Below are 13,860 nucleotides of genomic sequence, written 5' to 3'. Positions count from 1 at the left end.
TAAAGATGTAGGTAAAGTTCCACTCGCAAAAAAAGATCTATGAGTGATGACATGCAGTTGATATTCAAAAAACAACGCTTGAAATATCCTTAAGATACTTCAAGCGTTGTTTGAGCGTTTGTTATATACTATCTAATGCCTGCTGTAAATCTCTCATAATATCTTCCCATGCTTCCAGCCCAACTGATAAGCGAAGGAGTTCATTTGAGATTCCCATTTCTTTTCGAGCTTCTTCCGGCACGACTGCGTGCGTCATCGAGGCAGGATGCTGAATAAGTGTTTCAGCATCTCCAAGACTCACCGCAATGGAAATGAGCTTAAGCTGATTAACCACTTTTACGGTTTCTTCATAACCGCCTTCCACTTCAAAAGAGAGAAGCCCCCCTCCCTTTTTCATTTGCTTTTGCATGAGAGAATAAGCAGTGCTCTTTTTATCACCTGGATAATAAACGGCTTTCACCTTGGGGTGGAGACTTAATTGTTTTGCGATGTGTTCAGCATTTTCACAGTGACGATCCATCCGAACGGCCAGTGTTTTTAACCCGCGAAGTAACAGCCACGCATCAAACGGGGAAAGAATGCCTCCGATATCTTTTTGCGTCGTTTTGCGCAGTACGGAAATAACCTCTTTGTTCCCTACTACAATTCCTGCAACAACATCTCCGTGTCCACTAATAAATTTTGTTGCGCTATGAATGACTAAGTCGCATCCAAGCTTCAGCGGCTGCTGCAAATAAGGAGTTGAAAAGGTATTGTCTACTACCACAGGAATTCCTTTTTGTTTGGCGATAGAAGCAACTAACTCTAAATCTACTAAAGTCATAGTCGGGTTAATCGGTGTTTCAATATAAATACATGCTGTATCTTTTCTGATAGCAGCAAGAATTTCTTCTTCAGTTTCCAAGTTGGAGAAAGAATGATGGATTTGATATTTTTCCTCAAGCATTTCTAAGAGACCAAACGTGCATCCATACACTCCTTTAGAACACAAAATATGATCGCCTGCTTTTGTAAGTCCAATCAATACAGCCGATACTGCAGCCATTCCCGATCCAAATGCCAAAGCTGCTTCTCCTTCTTCAAGCTGTGCCATACGCTCTTCTAAAATGGTGACCGTTGGATTCGATAACCGGGAATATACATAACCATCTTCTGCTCCGCTAAATCGGTTTGCACCTTGTTCTAGAGATGAGAATGTAAATGTAGACGTTTGATAAATAGGCGGAGCTAAGCTATCAAAATGATGTTTTGATTCATACCCTGCGTGAATGGCTTTTGTTTCAAACTGATATTTCTCTTTTTCGTTCATACGGCTTCCCCCTTATGCACACAAGCACTATGTCATTTTTTTAAAAATGTAAGCGTTTTCTTTTATTATATTTCTCTTTTCTTTTTTCGTTCCCTGCCTACTTGCTTAGATAATTCCATCCTAGAAAAAGAAGCGACATGCACCCTGCACCTCGCTTTACTTTATCATTTGTTTAATTAGTGCTGAATTACGTTTTTTGAATACTTCATTATGAGAAGAAACCATAGCCGCCTTAGCAGCGGAGGGCTGAACGAATTTTTTTGCTTTGTTTACGGCATTAGCAGCGTCTTGAAAAGCACCTGTAATCAAATGGACTTTTCCTTCGTGCATGAGAATATCTCCCGCTGCATACACGCCTTCTACAGACGTTTCGCTTGCTGCATTACCTGCAATGTAATAGTCATCAATAGTTTTGATATGTAGTTCACTGCCCTTTAACAGCTCTGTGTCTCTTTCATAGCCGTGATTAATAATAACTTCGTCAATCGGCAAGTAAGCAATTTCACCGGTTTGATGATTAGTCAGTTCAACTTTTTCTATAAATTCATGCGTAGCATCAGCCACTAATTTTGTAATAGATGTATTAAGCAGACACTGCGCTGAACTGTTCGTTAATTGCCTCACTTGTGCTTCATGACCATTTAGTTCGCTGTTTCGGTACGTAATATACACTTTTTTAGCAACGGGCTCTAGCTCATTTGCCCAATCAATGGCTGAATTGCCTCCGCCGGAAACAATCACCGTTTTATTTTTAAAATGCTGCAGAGATTTAACTGTATAGTTTAAGTTTGTTACTTCAAATCGTTCTGCTCCTTCAATTTTGAGCTTTTGCGGGTTTAAAATACCTCCTCCGACAGCAAGGATAATAGTTTTAGAGTAATGATGTTCACCTGAAGAACTCGTTAGCTGGAAAATACCATCTTCTAAGCGAGAAATTAATTCAATCTTCTCATTTAAAACAACAGTTGGATCAAACGTCAGCCCTTGTTCAACAAGCTGTTCAATAAGCTTTGCACCAGCCACAGGAGTTTGTCCGCCCACATCCCAAATCATTTTTTCAGGATAAACGTGAAGCTTCCCGCCTAGCTTTGGCTGGTATTCAATCAGCTTTGTTTTCATTTCTCTTAGTCCACTGTAAAAGGCCGAGTAAAGGCCAGCCGGTCCCCCGCCGATAATTGTCACATCAAAAAGTTCATGTTGTGTCATGCACGTTCACTCCTTATAATCAATCGTTATTGATTATCATTCTCATTTAAATATACATCTTCTTCAACGTTTTGACAATAAAAATAACTATTGACATACGAAAACGTTCGAATTATAGTATGTAAAGAAAACGATATTGATAATCATTATCATATATTTGTTGTATTAAACATAAACGGAGGTTCAGATATGGTTCGCCTATATACAGAAGAATTACATATTAGTTATGGTGAACGTCTAATAGTAAAAGATTTAAGCGTTAACATTCCAGACAAAAAGATTACAACGATTATTGGTTCCAACGGATGCGGCAAATCAACGCTTTTAAAAGCCATTACCCGCATTATTTCTCATCAATCTGGTTCCGTTATTTTAGATGGGGAAAACATTTCAAAAGAACATACAAAATCACTCGCTAAAAAAATGGCCATTCTCCCTCAAACACCGGAAAGTGCGAGTGGGTTGACTGTTGGCGAGCTCGTGTCTTATGGGCGCTTTCCCTATCAAAAAGGGTTTGGGCGTCTATCAAAAGAAGACTATCAAACGATTGACTGGGCGCTTGAAGTCACCGGCATAAAAGACTACAAGTTTCGTCTCGTTGACTCTCTTTCAGGCGGTCAGCGTCAGCGAGTGTGGATTGCAATGGCTTTAGCTCAAGAAACCGATATTATATTCCTCGACGAGCCAACTACCTACTTAGATATGGCCCATCAGTTAGAAGTTCTTGAGCTGCTTCAAAAACTAAACAAAGAGCAAGAACGTACAGTTGTAATGGTTCTTCATGATTTGAACCAAGCCGCTCGCTTCGCTGATTATGTTATCGCTTTGAAAGATGGCGAAATTGTCAAAGCCGGAAATTGCGAAGAAGTGATCACACATGACGTTCTAAAAAAAGTGTTTCATATCGATGCTGAAATTGGACGAGATCCGAGAACAAATAAACCGATGTGTATCACGTATAATTTATTAAGAGGAGATAACTAAATGAAAAAACTACTACTTCCCTTCATGCTCATATTCGTACTACTTATCAGTGCCTGCGGCAACGGTTCAACTGAAAGCAAAAACGATTCTAGTAAAAGAAACAGCGAATCCAAGACGATTACATATCAATCTGAAGACGGCCCTGTAAAAGTTCCGGCTAATCCGAAACGTGTTGTTGTATTAGGTTCCTATGCAGGTAACGTACTTTCTTTAGGTGTTAACATTGTCGGAGTGGACTCATGGTCTAAAATGAATCCCCGCTTTGAAAAAAAATTAAAAGGCGTTGAAGAAGTATCAGACGAAAATTTAGAAAAGATCATTGAATTAAAGCCTGACTTAATTATTGGCTTATCCAATACAAAAAACATTGATAAATTGAAAAAAATTGCCCCTACTGTGACGTATACATACAATAAAGTAGATTACCTTACTCAGCATGTAGAAATCGGAAAGCTATTAAATAAAGAAAAAGAAGCACAATCATGGGTAGACGACTTTAAAAAGCGTGCGGCAAAAGCTGGATCTGACATCAAAGCTAAAATTGGCGAAGATACCACGGTTTCGGTTATTGAGAACTTTGACAAGCAGCTTTATGTGTTTGGCGATAACTGGGGACGCGGAACTGAAATTCTTTATCAAGAAATGAAATTAAAGATGCCGGAGAAAGTAAAGGAAATGGCTTTGAAAGATGGGTACTATGCGATTTCACCGGAGGTTCTTCCTGAATATGCCGGAGATTATTTAATCTTTAGCAAAAACCAAGATGGAGATACATCATTTGAGAAAACAAATACGTACAAAAATATTCCTGCTGTAAAGAATAATCACGTATTTGAAGCGAATGCAAAAGAATTTTATTTTAATGATCCAATCACATTAGATTATCAATTAGATTTCTTTACTCAAAAATTTCTTGGTAAGTAATTCATTCAAGAGGAATTCTTTTTAGAATTCCTCTTGCTTTGTTTTACTAAATTTATTCTTACATGAAAAGATGGGTGTTATATGAAAAAAGACAATCAGCGTTTCATTCCTTTTTTATATAAATTAATAGGTATGCTGCTCGTATTTATCACAATGTTTGTTCTTTCAATGGTTTTTGGCGCTGCTGACATATCTATAAAAGATGTGTGGTTAGCACTTTCATCAAACACTGTAAACGAACAAATTTCGATCATCCGGGATATTCGTTTACCTCGTGAAATCGCCGCTGTTTTTGTCGGTGCTGCTTTATCGGTATCAGGAGCAATTATGCAAGGTATGACAAGAAACCCTCTTGCAGATCCAGGACTCTTAGGCTTAACTTCTGGCGCAAATGCAGCTTTAGCTGTGACAATTGCCTTTATCCCTTCTACAAATTACTTAGGTATTACCGTTGCTTGCTTTATCGGAGCTGCAGTTGGAGCAATCCTGGTGTTTGGGATTGCTGCTATAAAAAGAGGCGGTTTTTCTCCGCTTCGAATTGTACTAGCCGGGGCTGCCGTTTCAGCATTTCTTTATGCGATTGGAGAAGGCGTCGGTATTTATTTTAAAATTTCAAAAGATGTATCAATGTGGACAGCTGGCGGAATTGTAGGCACTTCTTGGGAACAGCTTCAAATCATTGTTCCTTTTATTGTTGGAGGTATATTCATTGCCCTTTTGCTTTCTCGGCAGCTTACTATTTTAAGCTTAAATGAAGAAGTCGCTGTAGGATTAGGGCAGCAAACGACCAAAGTCAAAACCATTTTATTTATTGTCATGATTCTTCTTGCCGGCGCTTCTGTCGCCCTGGTCGGAAACATGGTATTTATCGGCTTGATGATTCCTCATATTGTACGAGGAGTAGTAGGAACCGACTATCGTTATATTATCCCTATGTCCGCTATCACTGGCGCAGCGTTCATGCTGCTGGCGGATACATTGGCCCGAACAGTAAGTGCTCCTTATGAAACACCAATAGCAGCAATTGTATCGATGATTGGTTTACCTTTCTTTTTAGTCATTGTTCGTAAAGGAGGAAAAGCATTCTCATGATTCACCCAGCGCTTATTAGAAAACAACGAATAATTATGACGCTGCTCACTGCGCTGATTCTTGGAACGATTTTGATAGGAATGGGGCTCGGTGATGCACCGCTTGCTTATAATAAAGTGTTTCCTACTCTTTTTGGCAAAGGGAATTTTACAGATGAGTTCGTCCTTTTTTCAGTTCGACTTCCGCGAATTCTCATTACCCTTTTAGCCGGGATGGCTCTTGCTTTGTCAGGGGCTATCTTACAAGGTGTTACGCGCAATGATTTAGCGGAACCTGGAATTATAGGAATTAATTCAGGGGCAGGTGTCGCAATTGCTGTATTCTTTTTATTTTTCCCAATTGAAGCTGGCTCTTTCGTCTATGCCCTTCCGTTAGTAGGATTCATTGGCGCCTTATTTACAGCTGGTCTTATCTACCTTTGTGCATATAGTAAAAGCCAAGGGCTGCAGCCTGTAAAGCTTATTTTAACAGGCGTAGGTTTTTCCATGGCTCTTTCTGGAATGATGGTTGTGGTTATGTCATCAGCTGATCGTGCCAAAGTTGATTTTATTGCTAAATGGATTGCAGGAAACATTTGGGGAACAGACTGGCCTTTTATATGGGCTCTTCTACCTTGGCTTCTTGTATTAATTCCTTTTATATTGTATAAAGCGAATTCATTAAATATTTTTAACTTAAATGAAGCTGCAGCTATTGGAGTAGGTATCTCTATGGAGAAAGAGCGTGTAACATTGCTTCTAGCCGCGGTTGCATTAGCGGCAGCCGCAGTTTCAGTTACAGGCGGCGTGGCTTTCATTGGGCTTCTTGCTCCTCATATTGCCAAAGGCTTAGTCGGACCGAGAAACCAGCTTTTTATTCCCGTTGCCATTTTACTTGGCGGCTGGCTCTTGCTGATTGCAGATACAATAGGACATAACATTGCCGATCCTAACGGTGTACCAGCAGGAATTATTTCCGCCGTAATCGGTGCTCCTTACTTTGTTTATTTACTTTTGAAAAAATAATAAACGAGGCTGAGAAATAACAACATCAATCCAATCTAAAGACAAACCAATTGAATGTATGAGCTGAACCGCTCGTTACACCATAACAAAAAAAACGAACCGCTAATCAAACATTTCGATTAGTGGTTCGTTTTTTACTTGGGCTAAAATACTTTTATCTCAGCTTTAGTTTTGCTTTTTTTGTCTTTCATCTGCAGCGTTCGCTCTAGCCTGTGCTTCTAAGTCCTCTTGGTCTGCTAATTCACGAGAAAACTCTTCGTCTACTCCATCTGCTTTAGATACAGGATAATCCGCTACCTTTTTTAATTGTTTTTTCAACTCTTTTTCATTCATTATGAACACTCCTTTATTCTAGACTGTTACTAGTATGCGTTTGTCGTTTCTGCACTATGTGGAGAAAGAAGGAATTTTACCAATAAGACCGAAGGCATACGTAATAAGAAAAAGAAAGGATGTTTTATATGATCATCATTATTACGCTCTCTATTATCATTGTATTTGTTATTTTACTGCTGTGCGTAGTTACCACTTCGAAAGCTTATGATTACAAACATACGGTAGATCCGCTTACAAAAAAACAAGACGAAAAAAAGTAGGTGCGCTCGTTTCACACCTACTTTTTGTATTACCCTTGCAGTGTTTTTAAATCATGATCGCTCAATTGAAATGCTTGCTTAATTTTGTCTTCCAAGTTTTTTGTTACTCTTCGCTTCCCCACTTCAACCAGTGCAATTAAAGAAAAACTGCAGTTTACTGCTTGAGCGAAGTTTCGCTGATTCATATTGTAGTTTTTCCGAATGTTTTTTACCGTTTCTTTATTCATTTCCACTCACTCCGCTTAACTCAATATACTTTTTTCTACTCAAGTTCAAGTCACATGTTCATCTAGCTGTCGACAGAGCGTGAGAAATTGCTGCTGTTCTTCTTCTTTATAGCAAGCAAACAGTTTTTTAACCCCTTGCTGCATGTCTTTCTCAGCAGCTTGAATCACTTGTTTCCCTTTGTTTGTAAGCTCGACCATAACTTTACGCCGATCTCTTTTTGAATGGTAGCGCTCCACGAGATTCAGTTCATACAAACGTGTAATCGATGCTGTAATAACGCTTGGGCTCGCCTTTATCTCGTCTGCCACTTTGGTGACAGGCATTGTATCTGCACGTTCAACAATCAGTAAAATATGATATTGAAAAGGGGTAATTCCGTAATGCTGTAAAAGGCTTTTTACATTTGTCATTACTTTTTTGTTTAAAGATATTGAAATTCTTTGAATTTCTTCACCAAATATCAATGGATCCATCCGCCTCACTGCCCCTTTCTCTCCAACATTTTTATGATGAACTTTAGATTTCTATAGCTCCTTATGAATTTATACTTTTTGGAGCTGGAAGCATACGAATATCTTCCTCTTGAGCTTTTGATTTCTTTTCTTCGACTACTTTATCTTTACGTACGTCACGAAGGAAGAAACTTAAAATTAAACCAATAACAGAAATTGCTGTTGCCCAGTAAAAGGCATCGTTAATACCTTGAATCGTACCTTGCTGCGTCATTTTTCCAGATAAAACCTTCAGCGCTTGCTGCTGAGCCTGATCTTGTGATAAATGCAAAGTAGCAGCTACTTTTTGGACAAATAAATGAAAGCTGTTCATAAAGAATGGATCAGACGTATTCATAGAACTGCTGATTTCATTTACATGATACGTTGTACGGTTCGTAAAAATGGTCGTCATTAAACTAATACCAATTGAACCACTTACTTGACGAAGCGTATTAGACATTGATGTTCCGTGACTGCTTAGTCGCTGCGGAAGCTGATTCAAACCCGCTGTCATAATTGGCATCATTAACAGTGACATACCGAACGAGCGGATAATATAAATCGCTAAAATATGATTAAACGGTGTATCCATCGTCAGCTTCGTAAATTCAAACGTTGAAATAGATGTAATGAGCATACCAACGATTGCTAGCGGACGAGGTCCCACCTTATCAAACAATGTACCTGAAATCGGCGACATAACCAGCATAACAAGTGCGCCAGGAAGCAAGAGCAGTCCTGAATCAAAAGCAGAATATCCGCGGATATTTTGCAAGTAAATTGGAAGCAAGAACATACCTGCGTACATACTGATTGTAATCGCAATACTAATAATATTTGATAGAGAAAAAATATTATATTTAAACACACGCATATCCAATAGCGGCTTTTCAGATTTAATTTGTTGAAGAACAAATATAATTAAAAGAACTGCCCCGCCAATGATTGTAGAAAGAACAACTGAATCCGTCCAGCCGTCATTTCCAGCTTCACTGAATCCATAAAGCAATAATCCCATACCTGCAAGTGATGTCACAACAGAAGGCATGTGAACTTTTACATCCTTTGGAGGCTGAATGTCTTTTAATTGAAAGAAAGCAATAATTAATACAATGGCACCTAATGGCACCATGCCGTTAAAAAGGATGTGCCAATCATAGTTTTGAATAACCCATCCAGATAACGTTGGTCCAATAGCCGGTGCGAACATCATGGCTAAACCAAAAATCCCCATCCCTTTTCCTCGCATGTGAGGAGGAAAAATAAACACAATAATGGTCATAACAAGAGGCGATAAGACACCTCCGCCAATAGCTTGAATTAAACGGCCGGTAAGCATAATCGAAAACGTAGGTGCAATTCCACAAATCAATGACCCTACTGTAAAACAAACCATTGCAAATAAGAACAAGCGACGCACACCAAATCGTTCAATTAAAAAAGCTGAAAGCGGAATTAATGCCCCGTTCACAAGCATATATCCCGTTAACAACCACTGAGCTGTATTTGCCGTTACGCCAAACTCAGTAATCAAATGCGGGATGGCTACGTTCAGTAACGTTTGGTTTAATATCGCAAGAAACAAACCAAGCATTAACACAATCAATAGCGGAATATGCTTTTTGATGGATCCATCACTTGTGTTCTCTATACTGGCTGTCATCATATTTCCTCCCTTCTTAAACTTTTGTAGTATGAATTAGTCTTTTGAAATTTTTACTTCAGCGTTCATTCCTGGTAACACATGCTCTGAATAATTCGAAATAGAAATTTTCACAGGAACCGTTTGAGATACTTTTGTGTAGTTTCCATCCGAGCTTGAGTTCGATGTTAAAGATGAAAGTGAATTGGTTGCATATCCCACTTCTTCAACTTTACCGTCAATTTTTGTACTGCTATCTCCGTCTACCGTTACATCTACATCGTCGCCTTCTTTAATATCCTTAAGCTGATCCTCTTTGATATTCGCTACGATAAATAGATCTTTCATATCTACTTCCGTTGCAATTTGCTGTCCAGCTTGAACCATTTGATTTTCTTTTACGTTTGTTTGAATAATTTTTCCATCGGCTGGTACTTTAGCAGCTACAGACCCTTTTTCAGCTTGTATTTTAGCAATTTCAGCATCTTTTGATACATCATTTCCTTCTTCTACTGTCCAGCTTGCTACTTTACCTGCTGCAGGTGCAACTACATTGTATACATCTCCAGATACTTTAGCGTTATCCGTTGTAATATAGTTCGATTTTTGAACGTAATAATATCCTCCTCCAATTAATAAAGCTAAAATAACGATAATTCCAATAAAATTTGTTACCATTAAGCGACTTCTAGACATTCATTACTCCTCCTTAATAATTCATTAATAAAATTACTTTTTTATATAGCTTTTTCATAAAGGTATTATCCCCATCTATTATGAGATATGTTTCTTTATAATCATCTATTTGGTTAACTACCTAAATAACTTTATCATAAAGATATTTTTTCGTAAAGATATTAATTTAAAAATAATAATGATGGTTAAAGATAATCATTGCCATCCTTTACAATTGTTTCATTTTATTTTAGAGTTAGTTTATATATGTCCGTAGTGTACAAGGAGATGGAAGCTAGCATGGATAACAATTTAGATTCAAAAATTGAACACCTTTATCAAATTAACACATCTTTTTTTCAATATATGCGACATTTAGTCGAAGAAACATTAAAAACACAGCCTTATCACTTAACACCCACTAAATTTTATATCTTAAACTACATTGCCAGCGGCACAAAGTATATGGTAGCAGATATTTCAAATAAACTTCACTTAACCTCGGGCGCTACAACTAGCTTATTAAATCAATTGGAAGAAGAATCTCTCATTCAGCGCGTGCGAGACGAAAAAGACCGGAGAGTCGTATGGGTTTCACTGACCGATGAATCAAAGAAACTTGTTTTAATGATTACAGAGAAGCGAAATGGATTTTTAAAAGATATGCTAGCAGCTCTAACTGTAGAAGAACAGGAAGAATATTTTCGCTTATTAAATAAAATGGATGCCCTTTTAAGTGATAAATATGGATTTTCATATTAGATTATCCAAAAGAGCTCCGCTTCAATTCGAAGCGGAGCTCTTCGCTATTTTAGAAAGCAGAACTCATTAACGCACCTGCTTTGTCAGGAAAATCGATAAAAGGATTTCGGTTGCCTTGCAACTCAAAGATTGCTGCATTGCGATGTTTTTCATAAAGTGAAACAGTAAATTCTTCATGCCATTTTAGTAAAAGAGGAAGATCTACTCGCGAAGAGTCAATTTTATTATGATAGCGAATTAAAAAATAAAGCGTAGCCCGAGCCACAATTCCTTTGCCATATTCAGGTTCAAACTTACCTTTTTCTGCTTTGCCACATCCTTCTTTCACATCTGATTGCTTTACTTCCGGCGTATAATCCGGGAAGTCAATATAAGAAGAATTACCTCTTCTACTGTTACAAGAAGGTTCACACGCAAATAAATGATGCAGGTCGCCTCTCATAGGCTCTTGTTTCCCAAACCAAGATTGCGGGACAACGTGCTCACAGTTTAGCAGTATATCATTGCTTGAAAAAGATGATTTACTAAGCGCCTGAAGTTGATCAATATCTTGCTGTATAGTTTCTAACGGATCCATCCCTTTCCCTGAGTATAGACTTTTCAGCTCCCCATTCTCCTGTAGATCCACCCATGGATATACATATTTATGGGGCGAATAACTTAGCAAATGCTGATGTGTTTCCGTTAACAAAGTTTGCATGGCTTCTCTTTCAAAGAGCGTATCTTGATAATAAAGATTTTTATTTTCTTCATCCGTCTTTTCATCATAATAACTTCGATTGTTTACGTATTCGTGATAAAGAGCTTTTGCCTGCTGCTTTTCCATCATTAACATATCTAAACTGCTTCTCATCCGATCACCTCTGAAGTCATTTGACGTTGAATTTCACGCAACAGCTTTTCAACGACGGTCAAGTGCACAAATCCGTTTCCTACTTCTCTTGGTGATTCATTTAATGGAAGTGTTCTTCTGATTAACTGTGCATAAAGCTCTGGTTCCGTAAGTGTCCTTCCAAACGTTTCATTTGAAAGAACTTTTATCAATGCTAAGGCCCCTGCTACGTGAGGTGTTGCCATAGAGGTTCCGCTCAGTGCGGCATACTTTCCGTTCAAGTAAGTTGATACAATCTTCTCTCCCGGAGCCACTACATCTACTTCGTTGTTTGAGTTAGAAAATACCGAAGATCGTTTCTCTAAATCAACAGCTCCTACGCTAATCACTTCATTATATGACCCTGGGTACGCAAACTCATCTGTGGAGCCTTCTCCATCTCCTTCATTTCCCGCTGCGCAGACAACTAAAATATTCTGTTCAACAGCATCTTGAATCGCTCCATGTAGCTCAGGTACATCGGCCGGACCTCCAAGCGACATCGAAATGATATCTACTTTTTGCTTAATGGCGTAGGTAATACCTTCAATAATCCACTCATATTGACCTGAACCATTTTCATCAAGTACTTTCAGAATAAGTAAATTCACTTCGGGAGCCACTCCTACAACACCTGTACCATTATGAGCTGCTGCAATTGTGCCTGCTACGTGAGTACCGTGACCATTATAATCTTGAAAAATATCTGGATTTTGTTGATCATCGTGTGTGAAATTTCTTCCTCCAATAATTCGTTCCTGCAAATCTGGATGTGTAACATCACAGCCAGTATCCAAAACTGCTATGGTTATTCCCCGTCCCTTTGTTTGCTTCCATACTTGCTCTGCTCCAATTAGAGCGACTCCTTCTGGGACTTCATTAAATTGATTCCATTGTTCAACTACTTGAAATGGGATAATGCGCACTTTTCTCTTCATTCAGATTCCCCCTGCAGGATTAAATGGAAGCTAGTTCATGGTGGGATCACTTTTAATCGCTTATTTTTGGAGCTTACTCATCGAGGTTTGTTGCTTCTAAACTTATTATAACATAAAAACAGAACGCATGTTTGTGTTTTTGTGAATTTTTTTGCAAATAAACAAAAAGCAGAGGCGGAATTTCCGCCTCTGCTTTTTGTTTATTGTTGGTTTTTAGAGGAATCAGGAACGGCACATTGCCCATCTGCACAAAAGGCATCATCTGCGCCTTCTGGAGAAAGACTCTTCAAAGTGGGAGTCGGATTTTCTTCTTCCCATACTTGTTGGAGAGCCCCTACGAATGTTTCGACTGGCTGTGCACCTGAAATCGCATATTTTTGATTAACAACAAAATATGGAACACCGCTAATACCATATTGCTGAGCCGTTGCTTCATCACTGCGCACTTCATTTGCATATGCGTTTTTATCCGTAAGAATTTGACGTGCTTCTTCTCGGTCAAGACCGGCATCTTCTGCAACAGCAACCAGCGTCTCTTCTTCACCTAAATGTTTTGACTCAGTAAAATATGCATAAAGAAGCTTTTCTGTCATGGCTGCTTCTTTTCCTTGAGCTTTTGCAAATTTAGCTAAACGATGAGCGTCAAATGTATTAGTTGGCTTCATATCGTCAAAATTAAAGGATAATCCCACACCAGCTGCCTGCTGTCCGATACCTTCATTTGCTTGCTTTGCTTGTTCAATGGTCATTCCATACTTAGCAGCAAGAGCTTCATTAATCGTTTTACCAGTATTAACTGGGGCATTTGGATCTAGCTCGAAGCTTTTAAATTCAACCTGCACATCATCTTTGTGTGCAAATTGCTGAAGCGCTTGCTCTAATCGACGCTTTCCAATATAACAAAAAGGACAGACAAAATCTGACCAAACTTCTATTTTCATCGTGACACCTCTTCAATTCAAGATAATTCTTATCGTAGCATACCTTTGAAGAATTTCCATCATAACTTGCTCAAACAAAGCAAAAACACGGTGTTGATTTACATACTAAGTGTATTCAATCAACACGGTGTTTTTATCTCACTTATTTTAAATTCATTGCTTTTAGAAGAGCATCATGTAAATACGTATTTTCA

16 protein-coding genes are annotated in these 13,860 nt (G+C 38.5%); 6 read left to right on the top strand and 10 right to left on the bottom strand.

The genetic code is table 11. From position 1 onward, the window contains the following. Positions 1-121 precede the first annotated feature (121 nt). Positions 122-1,309 (bottom strand): methionine gamma-lyase, encoded by a 1,188-nt coding sequence (megL, locus tag LJC66_RS07315; protein ID WP_230932136.1) that lies wholly within the window; start codon positions 1,307-1,309, stop codon positions 122-124. Between the two features lie 156 nt (positions 1,310-1,465). Further along, positions 1,466-2,515, bottom strand: a complete 1,050-nt coding sequence (locus LJC66_RS07310) for an NAD(P)/FAD-dependent oxidoreductase (protein ID WP_230932135.1) — start codon at positions 2,513-2,515, stop codon at positions 1,466-1,468. 189 nt (positions 2,516-2,704) lie between these two features. On the opposite strand from LJC66_RS07310, the gene LJC66_RS07305 reads away from it, so the two are divergent. The 4 genes from LJC66_RS07305 (at position 2,705) to LJC66_RS07290 (ending at position 6,519) form a co-directional block, all read left to right on the top strand. After that, the gene (locus tag LJC66_RS07305) at positions 2,705-3,499 is read left to right on the top strand and encodes an ABC transporter ATP-binding protein (protein ID WP_230932134.1); all 795 of its coding nucleotides are present in this window, start codon (positions 2,705-2,707) and stop codon (positions 3,497-3,499) included. After that, on the top strand, positions 3,500-4,423 hold the full coding sequence (locus LJC66_RS07300; RefSeq protein ID WP_230932133.1) for an iron-hydroxamate ABC transporter substrate-binding protein: 924 nt from the start codon (positions 3,500-3,502) through the stop codon (positions 4,421-4,423). Positions 4,424-4,504: 81 nt separating this feature from the next. Beyond that, entirely contained in the window at positions 4,505-5,515 is a 1,011-nt protein-coding gene (locus tag LJC66_RS07295) for a FecCD family ABC transporter permease (protein ID WP_230932132.1), read from the top strand. After that, entirely contained in the window at positions 5,512-6,519 is a 1,008-nt protein-coding gene (locus LJC66_RS07290) for a FecCD family ABC transporter permease (RefSeq protein ID WP_230932131.1), read from the top strand. Before LJC66_RS07295 ends, LJC66_RS07290 begins: the two co-directional genes overlap by 4 nt. Positions 6,520-6,684: 165 nt before the next feature. On the opposite strand, the gene LJC66_RS07285 is transcribed toward LJC66_RS07290, so the two are convergent. Next, a complete protein-coding gene (locus LJC66_RS07285) occupies positions 6,685-6,852 on the bottom strand; it encodes a YfhD family protein (RefSeq protein ID WP_114894669.1) in 168 nt (55 codons plus the stop codon). Between the two features lie 128 nt (positions 6,853-6,980). Between LJC66_RS07285 and ytzI the strand changes: the two genes are divergently transcribed. Beyond that, a complete protein-coding gene (gene ytzI / locus LJC66_RS07280) occupies positions 6,981-7,115 on the top strand; it encodes a YtzI protein (RefSeq protein WP_082178527.1) in 135 nt (44 codons plus the stop codon). Positions 7,116-7,144: 29 nt separating this feature from the next. Here ytzI and LJC66_RS07275 read toward each other — a convergent pair whose 3' ends face one another. The 4 genes from LJC66_RS07275 to LJC66_RS07260 form a co-directional block, all read right to left on the bottom strand. Beyond that, positions 7,145-7,342, bottom strand: a complete 198-nt coding sequence (locus LJC66_RS07275; protein ID WP_230932130.1) for a helix-turn-helix domain-containing protein — start codon at positions 7,340-7,342, stop codon at positions 7,145-7,147. 45 nt (positions 7,343-7,387) lie between these two features. Continuing rightward, positions 7,388-7,816, bottom strand: a complete 429-nt coding sequence (locus tag LJC66_RS07270) for a MarR family winged helix-turn-helix transcriptional regulator (protein ID WP_114894668.1) — start codon at positions 7,814-7,816, stop codon at positions 7,388-7,390. Between the two features lie 61 nt (positions 7,817-7,877). Next, on the bottom strand, positions 7,878-9,503 hold the full coding sequence (locus LJC66_RS07265; RefSeq protein ID WP_050690710.1) for a DHA2 family efflux MFS transporter permease subunit: 1,626 nt from the start codon (positions 9,501-9,503) through the stop codon (positions 7,878-7,880). 33 nt (positions 9,504-9,536) lie between these two features. After that, positions 9,537-10,175, bottom strand: a complete 639-nt coding sequence (locus tag LJC66_RS07260) for a biotin/lipoyl-containing protein (RefSeq protein ID WP_114894667.1) — start codon at positions 10,173-10,175, stop codon at positions 9,537-9,539. 279 nt (positions 10,176-10,454) lie between these two features. Between LJC66_RS07260 and LJC66_RS07255 the strand changes: the two genes are divergently transcribed. Continuing rightward, positions 10,455-10,916 carry a MarR family winged helix-turn-helix transcriptional regulator gene (locus tag LJC66_RS07255; RefSeq protein ID WP_050690712.1) on the top strand — a complete coding sequence of 154 codons (462 nt, stop codon included), beginning with the start codon at positions 10,455-10,457 and terminating at the stop codon, positions 10,914-10,916. Between the two features lie 49 nt (positions 10,917-10,965). Here LJC66_RS07255 and LJC66_RS07250 read toward each other — a convergent pair whose 3' ends face one another. The 3 genes from LJC66_RS07250 to LJC66_RS07240 all read right to left on the bottom strand — a co-directional run bounded on the left by LJC66_RS07250 (position 10,966) and on the right by LJC66_RS07240 (position 13,666). After that, positions 10,966-11,769, bottom strand: a complete 804-nt coding sequence (locus LJC66_RS07250) for an endonuclease I family protein (protein ID WP_230932129.1) — start codon at positions 11,767-11,769, stop codon at positions 10,966-10,968. Next, positions 11,766-12,725, bottom strand: coding sequence for a S8 family peptidase (locus LJC66_RS07245; RefSeq protein ID WP_230932128.1), 960 nt, complete (start codon positions 12,723-12,725; stop codon positions 11,766-11,768). Before LJC66_RS07245 ends, LJC66_RS07250 begins: the two co-directional genes overlap by 4 nt. 200 nt (positions 12,726-12,925) lie before the next feature. Continuing rightward, the gene (locus LJC66_RS07240) at positions 12,926-13,666 is read right to left on the bottom strand and encodes a DsbA family oxidoreductase (RefSeq protein WP_230932127.1); all 741 of its coding nucleotides are present in this window, start codon (positions 13,664-13,666) and stop codon (positions 12,926-12,928) included. Positions 13,667-13,860: the final 194 nt, after the last annotated feature.

The organism is Priestia sp. TSO9 (genome assembly GCF_021029645.1).
Classification (GTDB): Bacteria; Bacillota; Bacilli; order Bacillales; family Bacillaceae_H; genus Priestia; species Priestia megaterium_E.
This window is presented reverse-complemented; position numbering and strand designations above follow the sequence as displayed.

What these genes read in the sequence shown, in the direction of transcription:
- megL (WP_230932136.1), bottom strand. Translation starts at nt 1,309, where the DNA reads ATGAACGAAAAAGAGAAATATCAGTTTGAAACAAAAGCCATTCACGCA.
- LJC66_RS07310 (WP_230932135.1), bottom strand. Translation starts at nt 2,515, where the DNA reads ATGACACAACATGAACTTTTTGATGTGACAATTATCGGCGGGGGACCG.
- LJC66_RS07305 (WP_230932134.1), top strand. Translation starts at nt 2,705, where the DNA reads ATGGTTCGCCTATATACAGAAGAATTACATATTAGTTATGGTGAACGT.
- LJC66_RS07300 (WP_230932133.1), top strand. Translation starts at nt 3,500, where the DNA reads ATGAAAAAACTACTACTTCCCTTCATGCTCATATTCGTACTACTTATC.
- LJC66_RS07295 (WP_230932132.1), top strand. Translation starts at nt 4,505, where the DNA reads ATGAAAAAAGACAATCAGCGTTTCATTCCTTTTTTATATAAATTAATA.
- LJC66_RS07290 (WP_230932131.1), top strand. Translation starts at nt 5,512, where the DNA reads ATGATTCACCCAGCGCTTATTAGAAAACAACGAATAATTATGACGCTG.
- LJC66_RS07285 (WP_114894669.1), bottom strand. Translation starts at nt 6,852, where the DNA reads ATGAATGAAAAAGAGTTGAAAAAACAATTAAAAAAGGTAGCGGATTAT.
- ytzI (WP_082178527.1), top strand. Translation starts at nt 6,981, where the DNA reads ATGATCATCATTATTACGCTCTCTATTATCATTGTATTTGTTATTTTA.
- LJC66_RS07275 (WP_230932130.1), bottom strand. Translation starts at nt 7,342, where the DNA reads ATGAATAAAGAAACGGTAAAAAACATTCGGAAAAACTACAATATGAAT.
- LJC66_RS07270 (WP_114894668.1), bottom strand. Translation starts at nt 7,816, where the DNA reads ATGGATCCATTGATATTTGGTGAAGAAATTCAAAGAATTTCAATATCT.
- LJC66_RS07265 (WP_050690710.1), bottom strand. Translation starts at nt 9,503, where the DNA reads ATGATGACAGCCAGTATAGAGAACACAAGTGATGGATCCATCAAAAAG.
- LJC66_RS07260 (WP_114894667.1), bottom strand. Translation starts at nt 10,175, where the DNA reads ATGTCTAGAAGTCGCTTAATGGTAACAAATTTTATTGGAATTATCGTT.
- LJC66_RS07255 (WP_050690712.1), top strand. Translation starts at nt 10,455, where the DNA reads ATGGATAACAATTTAGATTCAAAAATTGAACACCTTTATCAAATTAAC.
- LJC66_RS07250 (WP_230932129.1), bottom strand. Translation starts at nt 11,769, where the DNA reads ATGAGAAGCAGTTTAGATATGTTAATGATGGAAAAGCAGCAGGCAAAA.
- LJC66_RS07245 (WP_230932128.1), bottom strand. Translation starts at nt 12,725, where the DNA reads ATGAAGAGAAAAGTGCGCATTATCCCATTTCAAGTAGTTGAACAATGG.
- LJC66_RS07240 (WP_230932127.1), bottom strand. Translation starts at nt 13,666, where the DNA reads ATGAAAATAGAAGTTTGGTCAGATTTTGTCTGTCCTTTTTGTTATATT.